Annotated in this window: 13 protein-coding genes; 6 read left to right on the top strand and 7 right to left on the bottom strand. The window is 57.0% G+C overall.

Annotation, left to right across the window (positions count from 1 at the left end; translation table 11 throughout):
* Positions 1–30: 30 nt before the first annotated feature.
* On the bottom strand, positions 31–1,221 hold the full coding sequence (metC, locus tag FCN45_RS16485) for a cystathionine beta-lyase (protein ID WP_137386538.1): 1,191 nt from the start codon (positions 1,219–1,221) through the stop codon (positions 31–33).
* Positions 1,222–1,481: 260 nt separating this feature from the next.
* Between metC and exbB the strand changes: the two genes are divergently transcribed.
* The 3 genes from exbB (at position 1,482) to FCN45_RS16470 (ending at position 4,166) form a co-directional block, all read left to right on the top strand.
* Positions 1,482–2,210: a tol-pal system-associated acyl-CoA thioesterase gene (gene exbB / locus FCN45_RS16480; protein WP_210421286.1), complete on the top strand. Its 729-nt coding sequence runs from the start codon at positions 1,482–1,484 to the stop codon at positions 2,208–2,210.
* A gap of 5 nt (positions 2,211–2,215) precedes the next feature.
* Positions 2,216–2,638, top strand: a complete 423-nt coding sequence (exbD, locus tag FCN45_RS16475) for a TonB system transport protein ExbD (protein WP_008103349.1) — start codon at positions 2,216–2,218, stop codon at positions 2,636–2,638.
* Positions 2,639–2,819: 181 nt separating this feature from the next.
* Positions 2,820–4,166 carry an MFS transporter gene (locus FCN45_RS16470; RefSeq protein WP_110867293.1) on the top strand — a complete coding sequence of 449 codons (1,347 nt, stop codon included), beginning with the start codon at positions 2,820–2,822 and terminating at the stop codon, positions 4,164–4,166.
* 65 nt (positions 4,167–4,231) lie between these two features.
* On the opposite strand, the gene FCN45_RS16465 is transcribed toward FCN45_RS16470, so the two are convergent.
* Genes FCN45_RS16465 through FCN45_RS16445 form a run of 5 tightly spaced genes read right to left on the bottom strand, consistent with a single transcriptional unit; the run spans position 4,232 to position 9,454 of the window.
* Entirely contained in the window at positions 4,232–5,197 is a 966-nt protein-coding gene (locus FCN45_RS16465; RefSeq protein ID WP_137386536.1) for a spore coat U domain-containing protein, read from the bottom strand.
* On the bottom strand, positions 5,194–7,629 hold the full coding sequence (locus FCN45_RS16460; protein WP_137386535.1) for a fimbria/pilus outer membrane usher protein: 2,436 nt from the start codon (positions 7,627–7,629) through the stop codon (positions 5,194–5,196). The genes FCN45_RS16465 and FCN45_RS16460 overlap by 4 nt, the downstream gene beginning before the upstream one ends.
* Positions 7,629–8,327, bottom strand: coding sequence for a molecular chaperone (locus FCN45_RS16455; protein WP_210421269.1), 699 nt, complete (start codon positions 8,325–8,327; stop codon positions 7,629–7,631). Before FCN45_RS16455 ends, FCN45_RS16460 begins: the two co-directional genes overlap by 1 nt.
* A gap of 24 nt (positions 8,328–8,351) precedes the next feature.
* Positions 8,352–8,861: a spore coat U domain-containing protein gene (locus FCN45_RS16450; protein WP_210421268.1), complete on the bottom strand. Its 510-nt coding sequence runs from the start codon at positions 8,859–8,861 to the stop codon at positions 8,352–8,354.
* 23 nt (positions 8,862–8,884) lie between these two features.
* A complete protein-coding gene (locus tag FCN45_RS16445) occupies positions 8,885–9,454 on the bottom strand; it encodes a spore coat protein U domain-containing protein (RefSeq protein ID WP_137386533.1) in 570 nt (189 codons plus the stop codon).
* A 548-nt stretch (positions 9,455–10,002) separates the two neighbouring features.
* Between FCN45_RS16445 and FCN45_RS16440 the strand changes: the two genes are divergently transcribed.
* From FCN45_RS16440 to FCN45_RS16430, 3 genes are all read left to right on the top strand, one after another.
* Complete coding sequence (locus FCN45_RS16440) at positions 10,003–12,105, top strand: bifunctional diguanylate cyclase/phosphodiesterase (protein ID WP_137386532.1); 2,103 nt, start codon at positions 10,003–10,005, stop codon at positions 12,103–12,105.
* A 158-nt stretch (positions 12,106–12,263) separates the two neighbouring features.
* Positions 12,264–14,354, top strand: coding sequence for a bifunctional diguanylate cyclase/phosphodiesterase (locus FCN45_RS16435; RefSeq protein ID WP_137386531.1), 2,091 nt, complete (start codon positions 12,264–12,266; stop codon positions 14,352–14,354).
* A gap of 81 nt (positions 14,355–14,435) precedes the next feature.
* Positions 14,436–15,848, top strand: a complete 1,413-nt coding sequence (locus FCN45_RS16430) for a PLP-dependent aminotransferase family protein (RefSeq protein WP_137386910.1) — start codon at positions 14,436–14,438, stop codon at positions 15,846–15,848.
* On the opposite strand, the gene FCN45_RS16425 is transcribed toward FCN45_RS16430, so the two are convergent.
* Entirely contained in the window at positions 15,845–16,327 is a 483-nt protein-coding gene (locus FCN45_RS16425; RefSeq protein ID WP_101761807.1) for a YlaC family protein, read from the bottom strand. The genes FCN45_RS16430 and FCN45_RS16425 overlap by 4 nt on opposite strands.
* Positions 16,328–16,354: the final 27 nt, after the last annotated feature.

Below are 16,354 nucleotides of genomic sequence, written 5' to 3'. Positions count from 1 at the left end.
ATCGCCGCCACAGCGTGGTTTATCTTCTGTTTAACTTCTTAAACGTGCAAAACCGGCTTTAAGATCATCCAGCAAGTCATCGACATGTTCGAGGCCGATATGCAGACGCACCAGCGTGCCGTCAAAATCCACGCCGCCCGCCGGACGAATCGCCGCCAGCTCTTCAGGCTGGTTCGCCAGAATCAGGGATTCATAGCCGCCCCACGAATACGCCATGCTGAAATGGTGGAAGTGATCGAGGTAATTTGCCAGCTGCTCACGGCTCAGTTTTTCATGCAGGATGAACGAGAACAAACCGCTGCTGCCGCTGAAATCGCGCTGCCAGAATGCGTGGCCTTTACACTGCGCCAGCGCCGGATGATTAACGCGCGCCACTTCCGGCTGCGTGGCCAGCCATTCCGCCACCTGCAATCCGCTCTCTTCGTGCTGACGCAGACGTGTGCCCAGCGTACGAATGCCGCGGCTCGCCATATAAGCGGTATCGGCATCGACCATTTGGCCCATCAGATAGGAGTTCTCGCGCAGCTGCGGCCAGCAACGCTCATTTGCTACCGCCGTGCCAATCATCACGTCGCTGTGACCAATGATGTATTTGGTGCCGGCCTGAATCGAAATATCGATGCCATGCTCCAGCGCGTTAAACAACACGCCCGCCGCCCAGGTGTTATCGATCATGATGATCGCCTCCGGCGCTTTGGCGCGCACGGCGGCAACAATCGCGGGAATATCCTGCACTTCCATGGTGATCGACGCCGGTGATTCCAGGAACACCACGCGCGTATTCGGCTGCACCAGTTCGCCAATTTCGCTGCCGATGCAGTGATCGAAATAGGTGGTGGTGACGTTCAGCTTACTGAGAATTTTCGAGCAGAAATCCTGCGTCGGTTCGTAGACCGCGCCGCTCACCAGAATATGGTCGCCGGCTGCGACAAAGGACAAAATGGCATTAGAGACCGCCGCCGCGCCGCACGGATAGAGCGCGCAACCTGCGCCGCCTTCCAACTCGGTCATGGCGTCTTGCAGCGAGAAATGGGTGAGGGTGCCGCGACGACCATAAAACAGCTCGCCTGACGCGCGGCCAGCGGTAGCACGTTTCTTGTCGGCGACCGTGTCAAAAACCAGGGATGAAGCGCGTTGAATTACGCTGTTAACTGAGCCTTGCGTGTAACGTTTACTGCGTCCCGCGCTGACAAGCGTGGTGTCTATTTTTTTCGTTGCCATCACTGCCTTTCCTGACATTTCCCACAAAACATTCACGTTACCACGAATCAGTGTAGCGGGTTGAGCCTGATTGCGGATTATCAGAGTGAGGCCAGTATTGCGCATAACATCCGCTAACTTGTGGAAATCGCGGGCATCTTTGCTTTGTAAATAGTAATGAGAACCACTATCACTTCGGTGGTATTTTTTGCTATGATCCGCGCTTCAATCGTGAACTGTGCAACAGAAGTTGGAGATGCAGCGTGGTAGCCAGTGATTTGATGCAAACGGATCTTTCCGTTTGGGGCATGTATCAGCATGCCGATATCGTGGTAAAGATTGTGATGATTGGCCTGTTACTGGCTTCGGTTGTCACCTGGGCAATTTTCTTCGGTAAGTTTGCTGAGCTGAGCGGGGCGAAACGTCGCCTGAAAAGCGAGCAGCAAGCGCTGGGCGAAGCCCGCTCATTAAACGATGCTTACCGTGCTGCTGAAAACTTCAAAAGCAACAGCCACAGCGCTGTGCTGCTAAACGACGCGCAGAATGAGCTGGAGCTCTCCGCTGGTACTGAAGATCTGGATGGCATCAAAGAGCGCACCAGCTTCCGTCTCGAACGCCGCGTGGCTGCATTTAGCCGTCATGCCGGTCGCGGTAATGGATTCCTCGCCACCATCGGTTCCGTTGCGCCGTTTATCGGTCTGTTCGGTACCGTTTGGGGCATCATGAACAGCTTCATCGGCATCGCGAAAACGCAAACCACTAACCTCGCAGTCGTCGCGCCGGGCATCGCCGAAGCGCTGCTGGCTACCGCGATTGGTCTGGTGGCGGCAATCCCCGCCGTGGTTATCTACAACGTCTTCGCGCGTATGATTGCCAGCTACAAAGCGTCGCTGGGCGATGTCGCCGCGCAGGTGATGTTGCTGCAGAGCCGCGATCTGGATCTCGGCAACGTTGATACCGCGAAAGAAGCCAACCGTCCAGCGGCGGCACAGAAACTGCGCGTAGGATAAGTATTATGGCGATGCGTTTAAACGATGACTCGGTCGGCGATGGCGAAATGCACGAAATCAACGTGACGCCGTTTATCGACGTCATGTTAGTTCTGCTGATCATCTTTATGGTCGCCGCGCCATTAGCTACCGTCGATGTGCGCGTTAACCTGCCAGCATCGACCAGCGCGCCGCAGCCGCGTCCGGAAAAACCGGTTTATCTCTCCATCAAGGAAGATAAGCAGATCTTCATCGGAAACGATGCGGTCACCAAAGAGACGCTGGTGAATGCGCTGACGGCACAAACCGAAGGCAAGAAAGACACCACCATCTTCTTCCAGGCGGATAAATCGGTGGATTACGCCACCCTAATGGAAGTGATGGACCAGCTGCGTGAAGCCGGTTATCTGAAGATTGGTTTGATGGGCATGGAAACGGTGAAGAAGTAACGTCACTCCACTTAGCCTTGCCGTAAAGGTCGCTCCCGCAGCGGCCTTTTTTAATGCCTGCACGCGATTTGTTAATTTATTGTTACTATTGGTCGTATTTTTGTAAACTGCAATGGTGAAGAAGATCACGTTTATTCCTGGCCCGGCACGCTACAACGGAAGAAAAACCAGGAAGGACAATATGAGCGCGAGTCACTCTTTACAAAAGTCGCCGCAAAGCGGTGCCAAAACCATCTTTAGCGTTACCAGCGGTAACTTCCTTGAGATGTACGATTTCATGGTGTTTGGCTATTACGCCACGGCAATCGCCAAAACCTTTTTCCCCGGCGATGATCCCTTTGCCTCTCTCATGCTGACGCTGATGACCTTCGGCGCAGGCTTCCTGATGCGCCCGCTCGGCGCGATTATTCTTGGTGCTTACATCGACCATCATGGCCGTCGTAAAGGCTTGCTGTTAACGCTCGGCTTGATGGCGATTGGGACCTTAACCATCGCGCTGGTGCCCGGATACGCCACGCTCGGTGCCGCCGCACCGATCCTGATTCTGCTCGGTCGTTTATTGCAGGGCTTCTCGGCGGGCGTTGAGCTGGGCGGCGTCTCGGTGTATCTGGCGGAAGTGGCGCCGAAAGGGCGCAAAGGCTTCTATGTCAGTTGGCAATCGGGCAGCCAGCAGGTTGCGGTGATCTTCGCCGCGCTGCTCGGTTTGGGCCTGAACCATCTGCTGGCGAAAGACGCCGTCACCGAATGGGGCTGGCGTATTCCGTTCGTGGTGGGATGTATGATCGTGCCGTTCCTGTTCTATATCCGCCGCATGTTGGAAGAGACCGAAGCCTTCAGCCAGCGTAAACATCACCCCTCAATGCGTCAGATTATGCGTTCGGTCGGGCAGAACTGGGCGCTGGTGCTGGCAGGGATGTTGATGGTGGTGACCACCACCGTAATGTTCTACATGATCACCGCCTTTACCCCGACGTTCGGCAAAACCGTGCTGATGATGAGTGACAAACAGAGCTTCCTGGTGACGCTGTTTGTCGGCATCTCCAACCTGTTTTGGCTGCCGGTGATGGGTTCGCTGTCGGATCGCATCGGTCGTCGTCCGCTGCTGATTGTCTGCACCCTCTTGATGATTTTAACTACCTGGCCGGTGCTGCATTGGCTGGTGGGAGCGCCGACCTTCTCCCATCTAGTTGAGGCCGAGCTGTGGCTCTCGTTCCTGTATGCCAGTTATAACGGCGCGATGGTGGTTTATCTGGCTGAGATCATGCCGGCAGAAGTGCGCGCTTCGGGTTTCTCACTGGCCTACAGCCTGGCAACCGCGCTGTTTGGCGGCTTTACGCCAGCGGTGTCGAGCTATCTGATTCATGCCACCGGCGATAAAGCGATGCCGGGCGTGTGGCTCTCTTTTGCTGCGGTGTGCGGATTAGTCGGTACGCTGCTGATTGGCCGCATGGTGAAGCAATATCAAGCGCAACATCGTTCCCCTCACCCTAACCCTCTCCCGCAAGCGGGAGAGGGAATGTTTAGGTAACGTCGCGATCAGCTCCTTCTCCCGCCTGCGGGAGAAGGCTGGGATGAGGGACAGCGCGCACCCCGCTAAAACGACACATCCACCACCACGCTATCGGTATAATTCCCCGCTGCGGGCGTATTCTGCGTGGTCAAAATCTGCGCCGTATAGGTAAAGTTGCGCGTCACGGTATCCGCATTCAACGATGTCGAGGTGGTGCTGCTCCAGCGATCGGTGCCGGTCGGTCCCCAGCGCGATGTGGTGGTGGTGCCTTTGTAGATGTCATACGCCAGCCGGTTAGTTCCGCTCGCCATCTGCCGCGTGGTGCCGCTGTAGTAACTGCCGTTGCTCAAGCCCACGGTATAAGTGCTGCCCTTCGAACACACCACGTTAATCGTCTGCTGCACCGTTGAGAAACTGCCCACCAAAGGCGCGCTGCCAAAACTGACGTTGGGTGCAGTGATGGTGGTGCAATCGTTGGTCACCACCAGATTCACGGTAATCGGCATCGCCGTACCCGTGCTGCTCTGTACCGTTCCCACACACAATCCTCCCACGTTTAACCCGGCGCACACCGTATAACTCACGGTAATGGTAATGGTGGTGGTATAGGTGCCGGCGGCGATCACCTGGCCGGGTACGGTGCGGAAGTAGAGCGGAATATTGAAGTTAAGGGTGTTTCCCAACGCCAGCAGCGAGGCTGAACTCCAGCGATAGCTGCCGCCCTGCTGTAATTCGGTGGCGCAGGCGCTGTCGATACACAGCTGAATCGGAATGTTATCGGTGCCGCCGCTGGCGGTTTTCAACACGGCACGCGTGCCGCTGAGGTTTGAGGCGGTGGTAAAAGCGTAGGTAATGTTATCGGAGCCCAGCAGCGAAAGCGTACCCGAACCGCAGTTGACGTTAGTGGTGCTTGAGGTGTTATTCACCGTTGAAGCGACGGAAAACGTGGTAACCGATCCGAACGTGGCGGCGGGGGCCGATAAGCTACACAACGCATAGCTGGTGCCCGGCAGTAAAAACAGCGCCAGCAGGAGCAGAAGCTTTCTCATGGTGAAATCCCTGACGGTGAATTATCCACGCTGCTCACCGCAGAGCCTTGCGGCGGCGGTGACAGCGGGCAGGTAAGCGGTCCGTAAGTTTCCAGCGCTTTGGGCTGGCCGTCGGCGATAGCCAGTTGCGTATCGCAGCTGCGTCCATCTGGCGTCACCACGTGAATCGGGTTATTAGCACCGAGATCTTCCATCCACACAATGCCGTCCCAGCCGACATATTCGGTGGCCTGATTCGGACGTAACACCTGGCTGGAAATCGGCAGCGGCTGATGATTGCTGTCATGCAGTACCACGCTGGCGGCGCGCAGACGCTCCACCGGGAAATTGAGCAGGTAGCCACTTTTGCGCTTCACCGCAAAGCGTTGTTCAACCTTCGGCGCGGTGCGATCGGCGGGCAGGTCCAGCGTATCGATGTCGTATTTGGCGCCGTAATAGCTGCTGATCGATGGCACCAGCAGATAGCCTTGTTTATCGGTGCGGCCCATCGTCTGGTTCTCATAACGCACCGTGACATCCGGATAATCGGTTTTCACTACCACGAAGGCATCGTTAATGTCGTTGGCAGCGAACACGCGGTTATCCATCAATACCACCGAGCCGGTAAAATCGGCCCATTGCGTGGTGTTGTCGTTATCGCCGTAGAAACCGGCTGAGGTATCAATTTTGTTATTGCGATAACGCAGGCTGCCCTGGCGATAATCGCCGCTGTCGCTGGCCTGATTAGCCCAGGCCGCATCCCAGGAGAAGCCACCGTCGGTTGGCATCGCGCGCGACACATACAGACGCTGGCTGTTATTGCCCTCCTGATCGCGTTCCGTACTTACCGAGGCGCTGCTCTGTTCGCCGAACGGGATGATCAGCGAAATGGCGCCGCTCCAGTTGCCCTGATCCTGATCGCGGCTGGCGGAGATATACAGGCTGCTGTTGCCCCACAGATTTTTACTCCACGACAGATTTAATAAACGGGTGCGGTCACCGTTGCCGCCGGAGATATCAAAATAAGCCAGGCCAAGGCTGCCGTAGTCACTCAGCGACACGCTGGCGGTGTATTGCGCGCTGCGTCGCGCCAGCGAGTAACTGGTGTTGGCGCTGTCGCCACGGCTGCCGACCAGCGCGAGATTCCCGAAATCGACGCTGCGAATGATGTGCTGTGTTCCCAGGCTGAACCAACTGTTGTTGTACTGATAGCCCCAGCTGTATTGCGTGCCGGGATTACCGTCCATCTGGCTCTGCGCCAGCGCGCCATTCACCACGCCAAAACTGCCCAGTTTCACCAAGCCACCCGCACCGCCCATCGCCACGCTGTCGCTGCCTTCCGCATGGCTCTCCAGCGTCAGCCAGTCGTTCAGCCCGTAGCGATAGGAGCCGCTGGCCGCCGCCGCACCGTAATCAAAATTGTTGATGCCGTAGTTTTCGCGAATGGCACCGGCGGAGAATGAATAATCGGATAACCCGGTTTTCAGCAAGCTGCTGGAGACGTAAAACGGCAGCGTGGTGGTGACTTGTCGGCCCACCGCATCGGTGGTGGTGATCACTGCATCGCCGGCGCCGTTAACGAAAGGGACATTGGTGAGCGACCACGGGCCCGGTTGCACGTCGGCCTGTGTGCTGCGATAGCCGTTGATAAACAGATCGACCGAAGAGGGCACCGCCGCCTGGCCGGAAAAGGCGGGCAGCGGATAGGTCACCAGATCCGGCCGTACGCTGAAGTCGCGGCCAATCTGCACGCCACCCAGCCGCACGCTGTTGCTCCAGCTCAGCGCATCAGTAACCAAATCCCCGGCGCGCCAACTGATCGCTGCGTTCTCGTTTTCATTACTGAACCACGTATCGTAGCGGATATAGCCTTCCTGCTGACCGGCAACGCCACCTTCCAGTTGCTGCACGTAAACGCCGTTGGTAGAAAACTGACCAGCCGGGCCAAACAAGCGCAGTTCGTTCCAGCTGGAGAGGCGCGAACCGGCGTTATCGGTACGGGTGGCGTAAAAGTCATAGTTGAGCAGCGCGCCATTGCTGGCGCGACCGGGAAAGCGCGGTGCATGCTGTAACTGGCCAATGGTTTGACCCGGCAGCCAGGCGGGTGGCACCGTCAATAACAGGCGCTGGCGTCGTTCGTCATACTCCACTTTCGCTCCGCTGAGTTGATTGACATCGATCTGCTGGCCTTGCAGTTTCTCGGCCGGAATACCGGCGCGTTGCAAATCGCCGCGTCGCAACCAGAAATCACCATTCTTACGTTCAACCGGCACGATGTCGCCACGTTCGCCCTGATTCACCACCAGTTCCAGCATGTATTGCTGACCGCTGGCGTTATTCTCCAGCGCAGGCGGCGGTGGCAGTTCGGAGAAGGTCTCCGCGCTGCTACTCATCGGACTGATACAAAGCACGCTGGCGACGGCCAGCGCGCAGGGATGCGGCGTAAACTTCATCAACGCGCGGCCGCGCTGCTCCAGTGACCTTTATTCATTTCGGCCGACAGCTCACCGCTCACGCTGCGGGTTAACGGCCAGCGATGGCTGCTGTTGGCCAGCACATAGCCAAACAAGCCGTTGCCCATTTTGCGTCCGCCAATGGTGACGTTACTTAAGCGCGCGTGGCCATTACCGCGATTAGTCAGCTCCAGCCAGCGTTTGCCGCCGCTGTTCACTTCCTGCCAGCTCAGCTGCGGTTTTGCCGTGTCGCGCGTCACGCCGCTGCCGTAGATGAACAGCGGCACCGAATAGCGCATCTGGAAAGTGAGTCCGGCCTGATTCTCGCCTGGCGTGCGCGGCGTAGGGATCTCATCCAGCACCACGCGAAAGGCCACTTCACGTCCGGCTTCAGGTGGCGTTTGCTTAATTAAACGCACCAGCTGCTTCTGCCCTGGCTCGAGGCGCACCATCGGCGGGCTCGCCACCACTTGCTGCTGGGTTTGATACTGCTCCTGGCCGTTAACCTGCTGCCAGCTGAAGATGCGCACCTGCATCATGGTGGTGGCATTGCCGCGATTCTCCAGCCACAGCTCGCTGGCTTTATCTTCCGGATCAATCGCCGGATCGATCGGCCACACCATCAGCGAATTGGCGGCATGCACCGCAGGTGTTAGGGCCAAAGATAACAACAGGATCAGGGCGCGCAGGTTCATCATCATTCCTCCTTTTAAGTGACGCCATCACCAACTCAGCGTGACGGTTAAAGTGTCGGTATAGGTCCCGGCGCGCGTGGGGCCGGGCAGCGTTAATAAGCCGTAAATCGGCAACGTGATGTTGTTGGCATTGCTGTAGCTCAGCGCCATCGGGCTATTCACCGGAATAGCCGTGGTGTGTGCCGCATTGGTATACAGGCTGTACGCCACGGTATTGGTGTTACTGGTGTGTTTGAGATTGCGCGTGGAGGTGTAATTACTGCCGCCGTTGATGCTCATACTCACGGCGGTGCCTGGCGTGCAGGCGAGCGTGATGGTGGTGCTTTGCACATAGCTGGCGCTGACGCTGCTTGCGGCCACGCCAGATTGGGTACCAAAATTAAGCGTGCCAAATACCCCGGTATTGGTTCCGGAGACAACACAGCCTGCCACTACTGATGCTGAAACCTGAAACGTTGCGGTCGGCAACCCCCAGGCGGAGACGCTCCCTATCAGCAGGGCAAGGCCGCCTGCACTGTGCACCCACCGCTGCACCACGGCCTCCCTGATTATCCTTTCCCTCAGTAATTCACCGCCACGTTGATGGTGTCGGTGTAGGTCCCTGCCGGAATCAAGGGGTTAAACCCGCCGCCCACAACCTGACCGTAAATGGCGTAGTTGGTCCCGAGTGTAGGATCGGTGGTACCACTGGCAGCGATATTGGTGTTGTTGGCGATGGCGGTAGTGAATGCGGCGTCGCTATACAGCGTATAGGCAATGCCTTGCGTATTGTTGGAGCCGAGGATCAGGTAGCGTGGCTGGCCACTCACCGTACCGTAAACGGTCGCCGGTGCAGCGTTGCTGCTGGTGACCTGCACGTTGAAAGTTTGTCCGGTGGTGCAGCGAACAAAGATGCCGTTACCCGCTGCGCCAACCAGGGTGGCATTGAGTGTATCAAAAGTGGCTGCGCTGCTACCAAAGTTCAGGGTACCGAAGTTCACTCCCGCCGTGGCCGATTGACCGTTCACCAAACAACCGGTGGTCAGCGTCAACGTCGCATTGATGGTTCCCGTTGTGGTGGCGGCAAAAACAGTATGAGGTGCCAGTGCGGCGCTTAGGCTAGACGCCACAAGAAAAAGCTTGAGTTTCATAATCATTCCTTACTGATTATCCAAGGTCAGTGCTTTTTCACCTGGTCATACATTTATGGAAATACATCCGAAATCAAACAAGAGCCGCAATGGACTCGACAGCATAAGCGCCTGCCGCCTAAGAAAATTCCTGGATGGCGGATTAATGATTTATATCAGTTTTCTTTACTATAGATCAGCAAATTGGCCCTTGTATGCAGATGGTTCAATTTTTCCCTAATCAATTCACGCTTTTCGCCGATAACTCAGTAATCACAAGGGGTAGCGAGCGGTTAAAAAAACTAAATAGACGATGATTTCACCCTCTACCGCGCGCTTCGGTTCAATGTTATGTTCGTGCATTAATCAGATATTATTAATTTTTCGCTTAACGACTGACGATGAAAATAAAAAAAATCCGCACGACGACTCCAGATTTTTCTGGACCAGTTCTGTATTGAACTGCGCCGCAGGGGGACATTAATCGCCCTTGATCGGCGCTTTATCATTCTTGTTTTGTTTTGACGACACCGCACCCGCTCCGCAGCGGGTGGAGTTTAGGAGCGCACATGCTGCTGGTTACCTGGGATAGCGTTCTGGTTACCGTTTCACTGATCGTGGCCTTCATTGCCGCGTTCACCGCCTTAGATACCGCCGGGCGCGTGGCCGTTTCACGCGGTTATCTGGCAACACTGTGGTTGATCGGCGGGGGCACCGCGATGGGCATCGGCGTGTGGGCAATGCACTTTATTGGCATGCTGGCGATGATGATGCCGATGACCATGCGCTACAACGTCGAGCTGACCGCCATCTCACTGCTGGTGGCGATTATCAGCGCCATCTTCGCCTTTGCGCAGGGCGTGCAGGGCAGTCATCTCACCCGACGCCGCCTAATTCGCGGCACCTTAATCATGGGAAGCGGCATCATTGTCATGCACTACCTCGGCATGAACGCGCTGATGATTGCCACCCCGATTTACTGGAATCTGCCGCTGGTGGCGCTCTCGGTGCTGATTGCCTACGCAGCATCAGGTGCGGCGTTATGGCTGGCGTTTCATCTGCGCCAGGGCGAAAGCCTGCTGCTGCTGCGCGCCTGTGCAGCACTGGTGATGGGCATTGCGATTGCCGGCATGCATTACACCGGCATGGCGGCAGCAGAATTCGTTATGCCGGTGAGCATGCAACATCACGGCGCCAGCGAAGAGGGAATGGCGGTGTGGGTCACGATTATCACGCTGAGCATTCTGGGGCTGATGTTGCTGATATCGATGCTGGATGCGCAACTGCGTGCCGCGCGTCTCGCCGCCAAACTCAAGCGCGCCAACAGCGAGCTACGTCAGCTGGCGATGCATGACAACCTCACCGCGCTGCCAAATCGCGTGATGCTGGAGCAGCAACTCACCACGGCGATCAAGCAGGCGACGCTGCAGGATGAAAACTTCGCGCTGATGTTCATGGATCTCGATGGTTTCAAAGCCATTAACGACACATGGGGCCATCACGTTGGCGACCGCTTGCTGATCGCGGTAGCCGATCGTTTGCGCGATGAACTGAGTGAGGAGATTCTTTTGGCGCGTCTGGGCGGCGATGAATTCGTCATACTGTGCCCGCAATTTCATCTGCATCAGGCCACCAAACTGGCGCAGCGTTTGGTTCAAATCATTGATGCGCCTTTCGAACTCGATCGCTATTCGCTGCGCGTCTCGCTCAGCGTCGGTATCGTTATCTTCCCGCTGCATGGTCGCAGCCAGCAGGAGCTGATGTTCAACGCCGACTCCGCCATGTATCACACCAAACACAGCGGGCGTAACGGCTGGTGCCTGTTTGAACCGGCGATGAGCGCGGTGGCGCAGCATCAGTTGGCGCTTGCTAACGATCTGTGGAACGCGCTGGAGTATCAGGAGATGCGCCTGTTCTATCAGCCAAAATTCCGCGCGGGTGGCACCGTATTGATGGGCTTCGAGGCGCTGCTGCGCTGGCAGCATCCGCGTCGCGGCCTGCTGATGCCCGATATGTTTCTGGCGCGCGCCGAGAAAACCGGGCAAATTGTCGCGCTGGGTAACTGGGTGATCAATGAAGCCTGCCGCCAGCTGAAGCAGTGGCACGATGAAGGTAACGGCGACTGGACGGTATCGGTCAATCTCTCGGCGCTGCAGTTCCAGCAGCGTGATTTGATTGAGAGCGTGCGCCAGGCATTGCAGCGCCATCAAATACCTGACGGGGCGTTGATGCTGGAAATTACCGAGAACATTGCGATGCGCGATCCGCAGTTCAGCCAGCAGCGCATTGCCGAACTGCATCGTCTTGGGGTGAAAGTGGCGATTGATAACTTCGGCATCGGCTACGCCAACTTGCTGCACTTGAAACACCTCGAAGCCAGCGAGCTGAAAATCGACCGCGCCTTTATCAACAGTTTGCGTGCTGGCAGCGAAGACGCCACGGTGGTGACCGCGATGTTGACGCTGGCACAAACGCTTAACCTGCGCATGGTGGCGGAAGGAGTCGAAACCGAGGAGCAACAGCGTTTGCTCACCGGGTTAGGCTTCGACACGCTGCAAGGTTATCTGCTCGGCAAGCCCACGCCAGCCGATCGCATCGGTGAATTTACCGCTGCGCTTGCGGTGCCGCTGGCCTTTAGCGATAACGTGGTGCCGCTGGCGGGCGCGCAATAAACAATTTTTAGTTTCTTCCCCATCGGAAGGTTTCATCGTTCAAAAACTCATATCGGCAGTTACGCTGCCGATAATTCCTACAATAAAACCAATAGACCGCACTTTTTTAACAACAACACCACAGCTGACTTACACCGGCTTTTACTTGGGAAATCACTATGTTAGTGACTTCGTACGATTCGTTTACCGTCATCGTCTCGATTCTGGTAGCGATGCTGGCCTCGTTTACTGCGCTTGATATGGCAGGGCGCGTGGCTTCCTCAACTGGCAAGGTGGCGCTGGTTTGGTTATTCGGCGGTGGATTCGCTATGGGTGTCGGCATCTGGGCGATGCACTTCATTGGCATGCTGTCGATGAGCCTCGATATGGTCATGAGCTATGATCCCACGCTCACCGTCACCTCCATGGTGGTGGCGGTATTAGCCTCGGTTTTTGCGCTGTGGCTGGTGTGCTCAACGCCGACCTTGCCGTGGCTGCGACTGTGTGGAGGCGCTGTGGTGCTGGGTACCGGCGTTGTAGCAATGCACTACACCGGCATGGCGGCGCTGATGTTTACGCCCGGCATCACCTGGAATTGGGGTTGGGTGGCGGCATCGGTGGCGATTGCGCTGGTGGCCTCAGGCGCCGCACTCTGGCTGGCGTTTAACCTGCGCGAAGGTCACGGCCGCATCACCGCGCTGCGTTTAGGCGCATCGGTGGTGATGGGCTGTGCGATTGCCGGCATGCACTACACCGGCATGGCGGCGGCCAATTTCCCGATGCACAGCCATGCGACGCACATGGGCGTAAACAGCAACTGGCTGGCGGTGGTGGTGACGGTGGTGACGCTAGCGATCCTCGGCATTACTTTGCTGGTCTCAATGCTCGATGCACGTCTGCAAGCGCGCACCTCGATCCTCGCCCACTCGCTGGCGGAAGCCAACCGTGAGCTGGCACAGCTGGCGCTACACGATAACCTGACGCGTCTGCCCAACCGTATTTTGTTAGAAGATCGTCTGGAGCAAGCCCTCAATAAAGCCAACCGTGAGAAAACGCAGTTTGCGCTGATGTTTATGGATCTGGATGGCTTCAAAGCGGTAAATGACGCTTTTGGCCATCACGTGGGCGACAACCTGCTGATTGGCGTGACCGAGCGCATGACCGAACAGATGAAAGGGCATTACACGCTGGCGCGCATGGGCGGCGACGAGTTTGTGCTGCTGCTGGAAATTGATGAACCCAATGATGCTGCAGCGGTTGCTGATACGCTGGTGAAAGCGGTGGATCGCCCATTCGATATCTCGCGCTATGAGCTGGTGGTGTCGCTGAGTATTGGAATTGCGGTTTACCCTGGTGACGGCAAAGACGATCGCGAGCTGATGTTTAACGCCGATGCCGCCATGTATCACACCAAGAACAACGGCCGCAACGGTTACACCTTCTTCCAGCCGTCAATGAACACGCTGGCGCAGTCGCAATTGCAGCTGAACAACGATCTGTGGCAAGCGCTGGATAACGAAGAGTTACGCCTGTTCTATCAGCCCAAATACTGCGCGCCGAGCGGCCCGATCCTTGGCTTTGAAGCGCTGCTGCGCTGGCAGCATCCTTCACGCGGTCTGCTGGCGCCGGACGCCTTTCTGCCGATGGCGGAAAAGACCGGCATGATCATTAACATCGGCAACTGGGTGATCAACGAAGCCTGTCGCCAGCTGCGTGCCTGGCATCTGCAGGGCCACCCGCACTGGTCGGTGGCGGTCAATTTGTCGGCTGTACAATTTGAGCAAAGCAATCTGGTGGAAACCGTCACCGAGGCGCTGACGCAGCACCAGATTCCGGCTGAACTTTTGACGCTGGAAGTGACCGAAACCACGGCGATGCGCGATCCGGAAGAGAGCGTGCGTATCCTCACCGAACTCACCAATATGGGCGTAAAAGCCTCGATTGATGATTTCGGCACCGGTTACTCCAGCTTGTTGTATCTCAAGCGGTTACCGGCCAGCGAGCTGAAAATCGATCGCGCTTTTGTTAATGAACTGCAGGCGCATTCGGAAGATGCCACCATCGTCTCCGCCATTGTCGCGCTGGCGCAGTCGTTGCATCTGAAAGTGGTCGCCGAAGGGGTAGAAACCCAGGATCAACAGGCGTTCCTCACTGGTTTAGGCTGCGATACCTTGCAGGGCTATTTGCTGGGTAAACCGGTGCCACCGGAACGCATTGGCGAGTTGCCGAATTTTTATCAAGAAGAGTTAGCGCTGGAGCAGGTGCCTTAACGCCTTCATTCCCTCTCCCGCTTGCGGGAGAGGGTTAGGGTGAGGGAAACTAGCCGCCAAATCCTCTACATCGGAGTTCGGGTGGCGAAATATCAGCAGTTGGTCGAGCAGCTTCGCACGCAAATCGAGGCGCGCATCTGGCCGCCGGGCGAAAAACTGCCGTCGCTACGCCAGCAGGCGGAGCAGAGCGGGTTGAGCCTGATGACGGTGATGCACGCCTATGAAGTGCTGGAGAGTCAGGGCTGGATCGTCTCAAAGCCGCAATCCGGCTATTACGTGGCGCCGCGCGCCGCCGAAAGCCGTCCGCGACTGCCCACGCAAGAGATCGGCAAAACCGATCAGGCGGATACCAACAGCTTCGTGTTCGACGTGCTGCAAGCCACGCGCAATCCCGCCATCATGCCGTTTGGCTCAGCCTTTCCCGATCCCGAACTCTTCCCGCAGCGCCAGCTGATGCGCTCGCTGGTAAAAGTCTCACACAACTTAAAGCCCACCGATGCGCTCAACAACCTGCCGCCAGGCAATGAAGCGCTGCGCAAAATTCTCGCCCAGCGCTACGCACAGCAGGGCATCACGCTGTCGCCGGATGACATCGTCATCACCAATGGCGCAATGGAGGCGCTCAACCTCAGCCTGCAAGCCGTCACCGAACCCGGTGATTGGGTGATCCTCGAAAACCCATCGTTTTATGGTGCGCTCCAGGCGATTGAACGCCTGAAGCTGAACGCGATTGCCATCGCCAGCGATGTCGAACACGGCATGGATCTGGATGAGCTGGAGCAGGCCTTGCAGCGCTGGCCGGTGAAAGCCTGCTGGCTGATGACCAACCGGCAAAATCCGCTCGGCTTCACCCTGAGCGCCGAGCGCAAGCAGCAGTTGGTGGAACTGCTGGCGCGCTTCAACGTGGCGATGATTGAGGACGATGTGTACGGCGATCTGTATGAAGGCCATGACAAACCGCTGCCGGCTAAAGCTTTTGATCTTGATGGCAACGTGCTGCACTGCGGAAGTTTCTCGAAGAATCTGGTGGCGGGATTTCGTGTCGGTTGGGTCGCGGCCGGACGTCATGCGCAGCGCGTGCAGCGTATTCAGTTGATGAGCACGCTGTCGACCAGCGCGCCGATGCAGCTGGCACTGGCCGATTTCCTCAGCACGCGCAGCTACGACACGCATTTAAAGAAGCTAAGGCAGACGCTGGCTAAACGTAAGCAGCTGGCGCAACAGGCGCTGCGCCGGGTATTACCTGCTGAGGCCAGCATCAGCGATACGCCAGGCGGTTATTTTCTCTGGGTTGCGCTGCCGGCGCAGATCAATACCACTGAGCTGTATCATTTGGCCTTGCAGCAGGGCATCAGCATCGCGCCCGGCCAGCTGTTTTCCAGTAGCGAGGGCTTCAGCCACTGTTTCCGCTTCAACACCGCCTGGCCGTGGGATGCACGCGCCGAGGCGGCGGTAGAGACGTTGGGAAGACTGATTGGCACGCTAAACGGTTAAACCTGGGCCGCCTGCTGGTGGCCCCAGGTGAGATAGTAAACGTCGTAGAAATCCACTTCACCTTTCTGCTTCATCAGGCGATCAATGCCGCTGCGTACGCGCTCCGGCGTGTGGGGGTTATCGAGGATCTTATCCAGCGCTTGTTGAGAAACCGGCTGCACGTAATACCATTCGCCGTTGTAACAAACGCGCAAATCCAGCGTGTCGATATCTTCGAAGCGATATTTCGGGTTGATATCCATCAGCATCAGCACGCTCATCACCACCACAAACACCGTGGCAAACCAGAACGCTGGCCAGCCGAGCATGTCGGTTGAAAAGATCAGCGCCACGCACAGCGCGTAGCACAGATACATAATGGCCCAGAGCCCCGGATGGGTTTTGAGGAAGGAAAAGCTAAAGCGCGGCAAATTATCACGCTGTCCTTCGCGGTTCAGCGTGGCGATTTCGTCGAGCAGGATTTGTTTGATCGCGTCCATTGTTCACCTCTGATTATCACTGCCTGC

It is taken from the genome of Pantoea sp. SO10, from assembly GCF_005281435.1.
Classification (GTDB): domain Bacteria; phylum Pseudomonadota; class Gammaproteobacteria; order Enterobacterales; family Enterobacteriaceae; genus Pantoea; species Pantoea leporis.
This window is presented reverse-complemented; position numbering and strand designations above follow the sequence as displayed.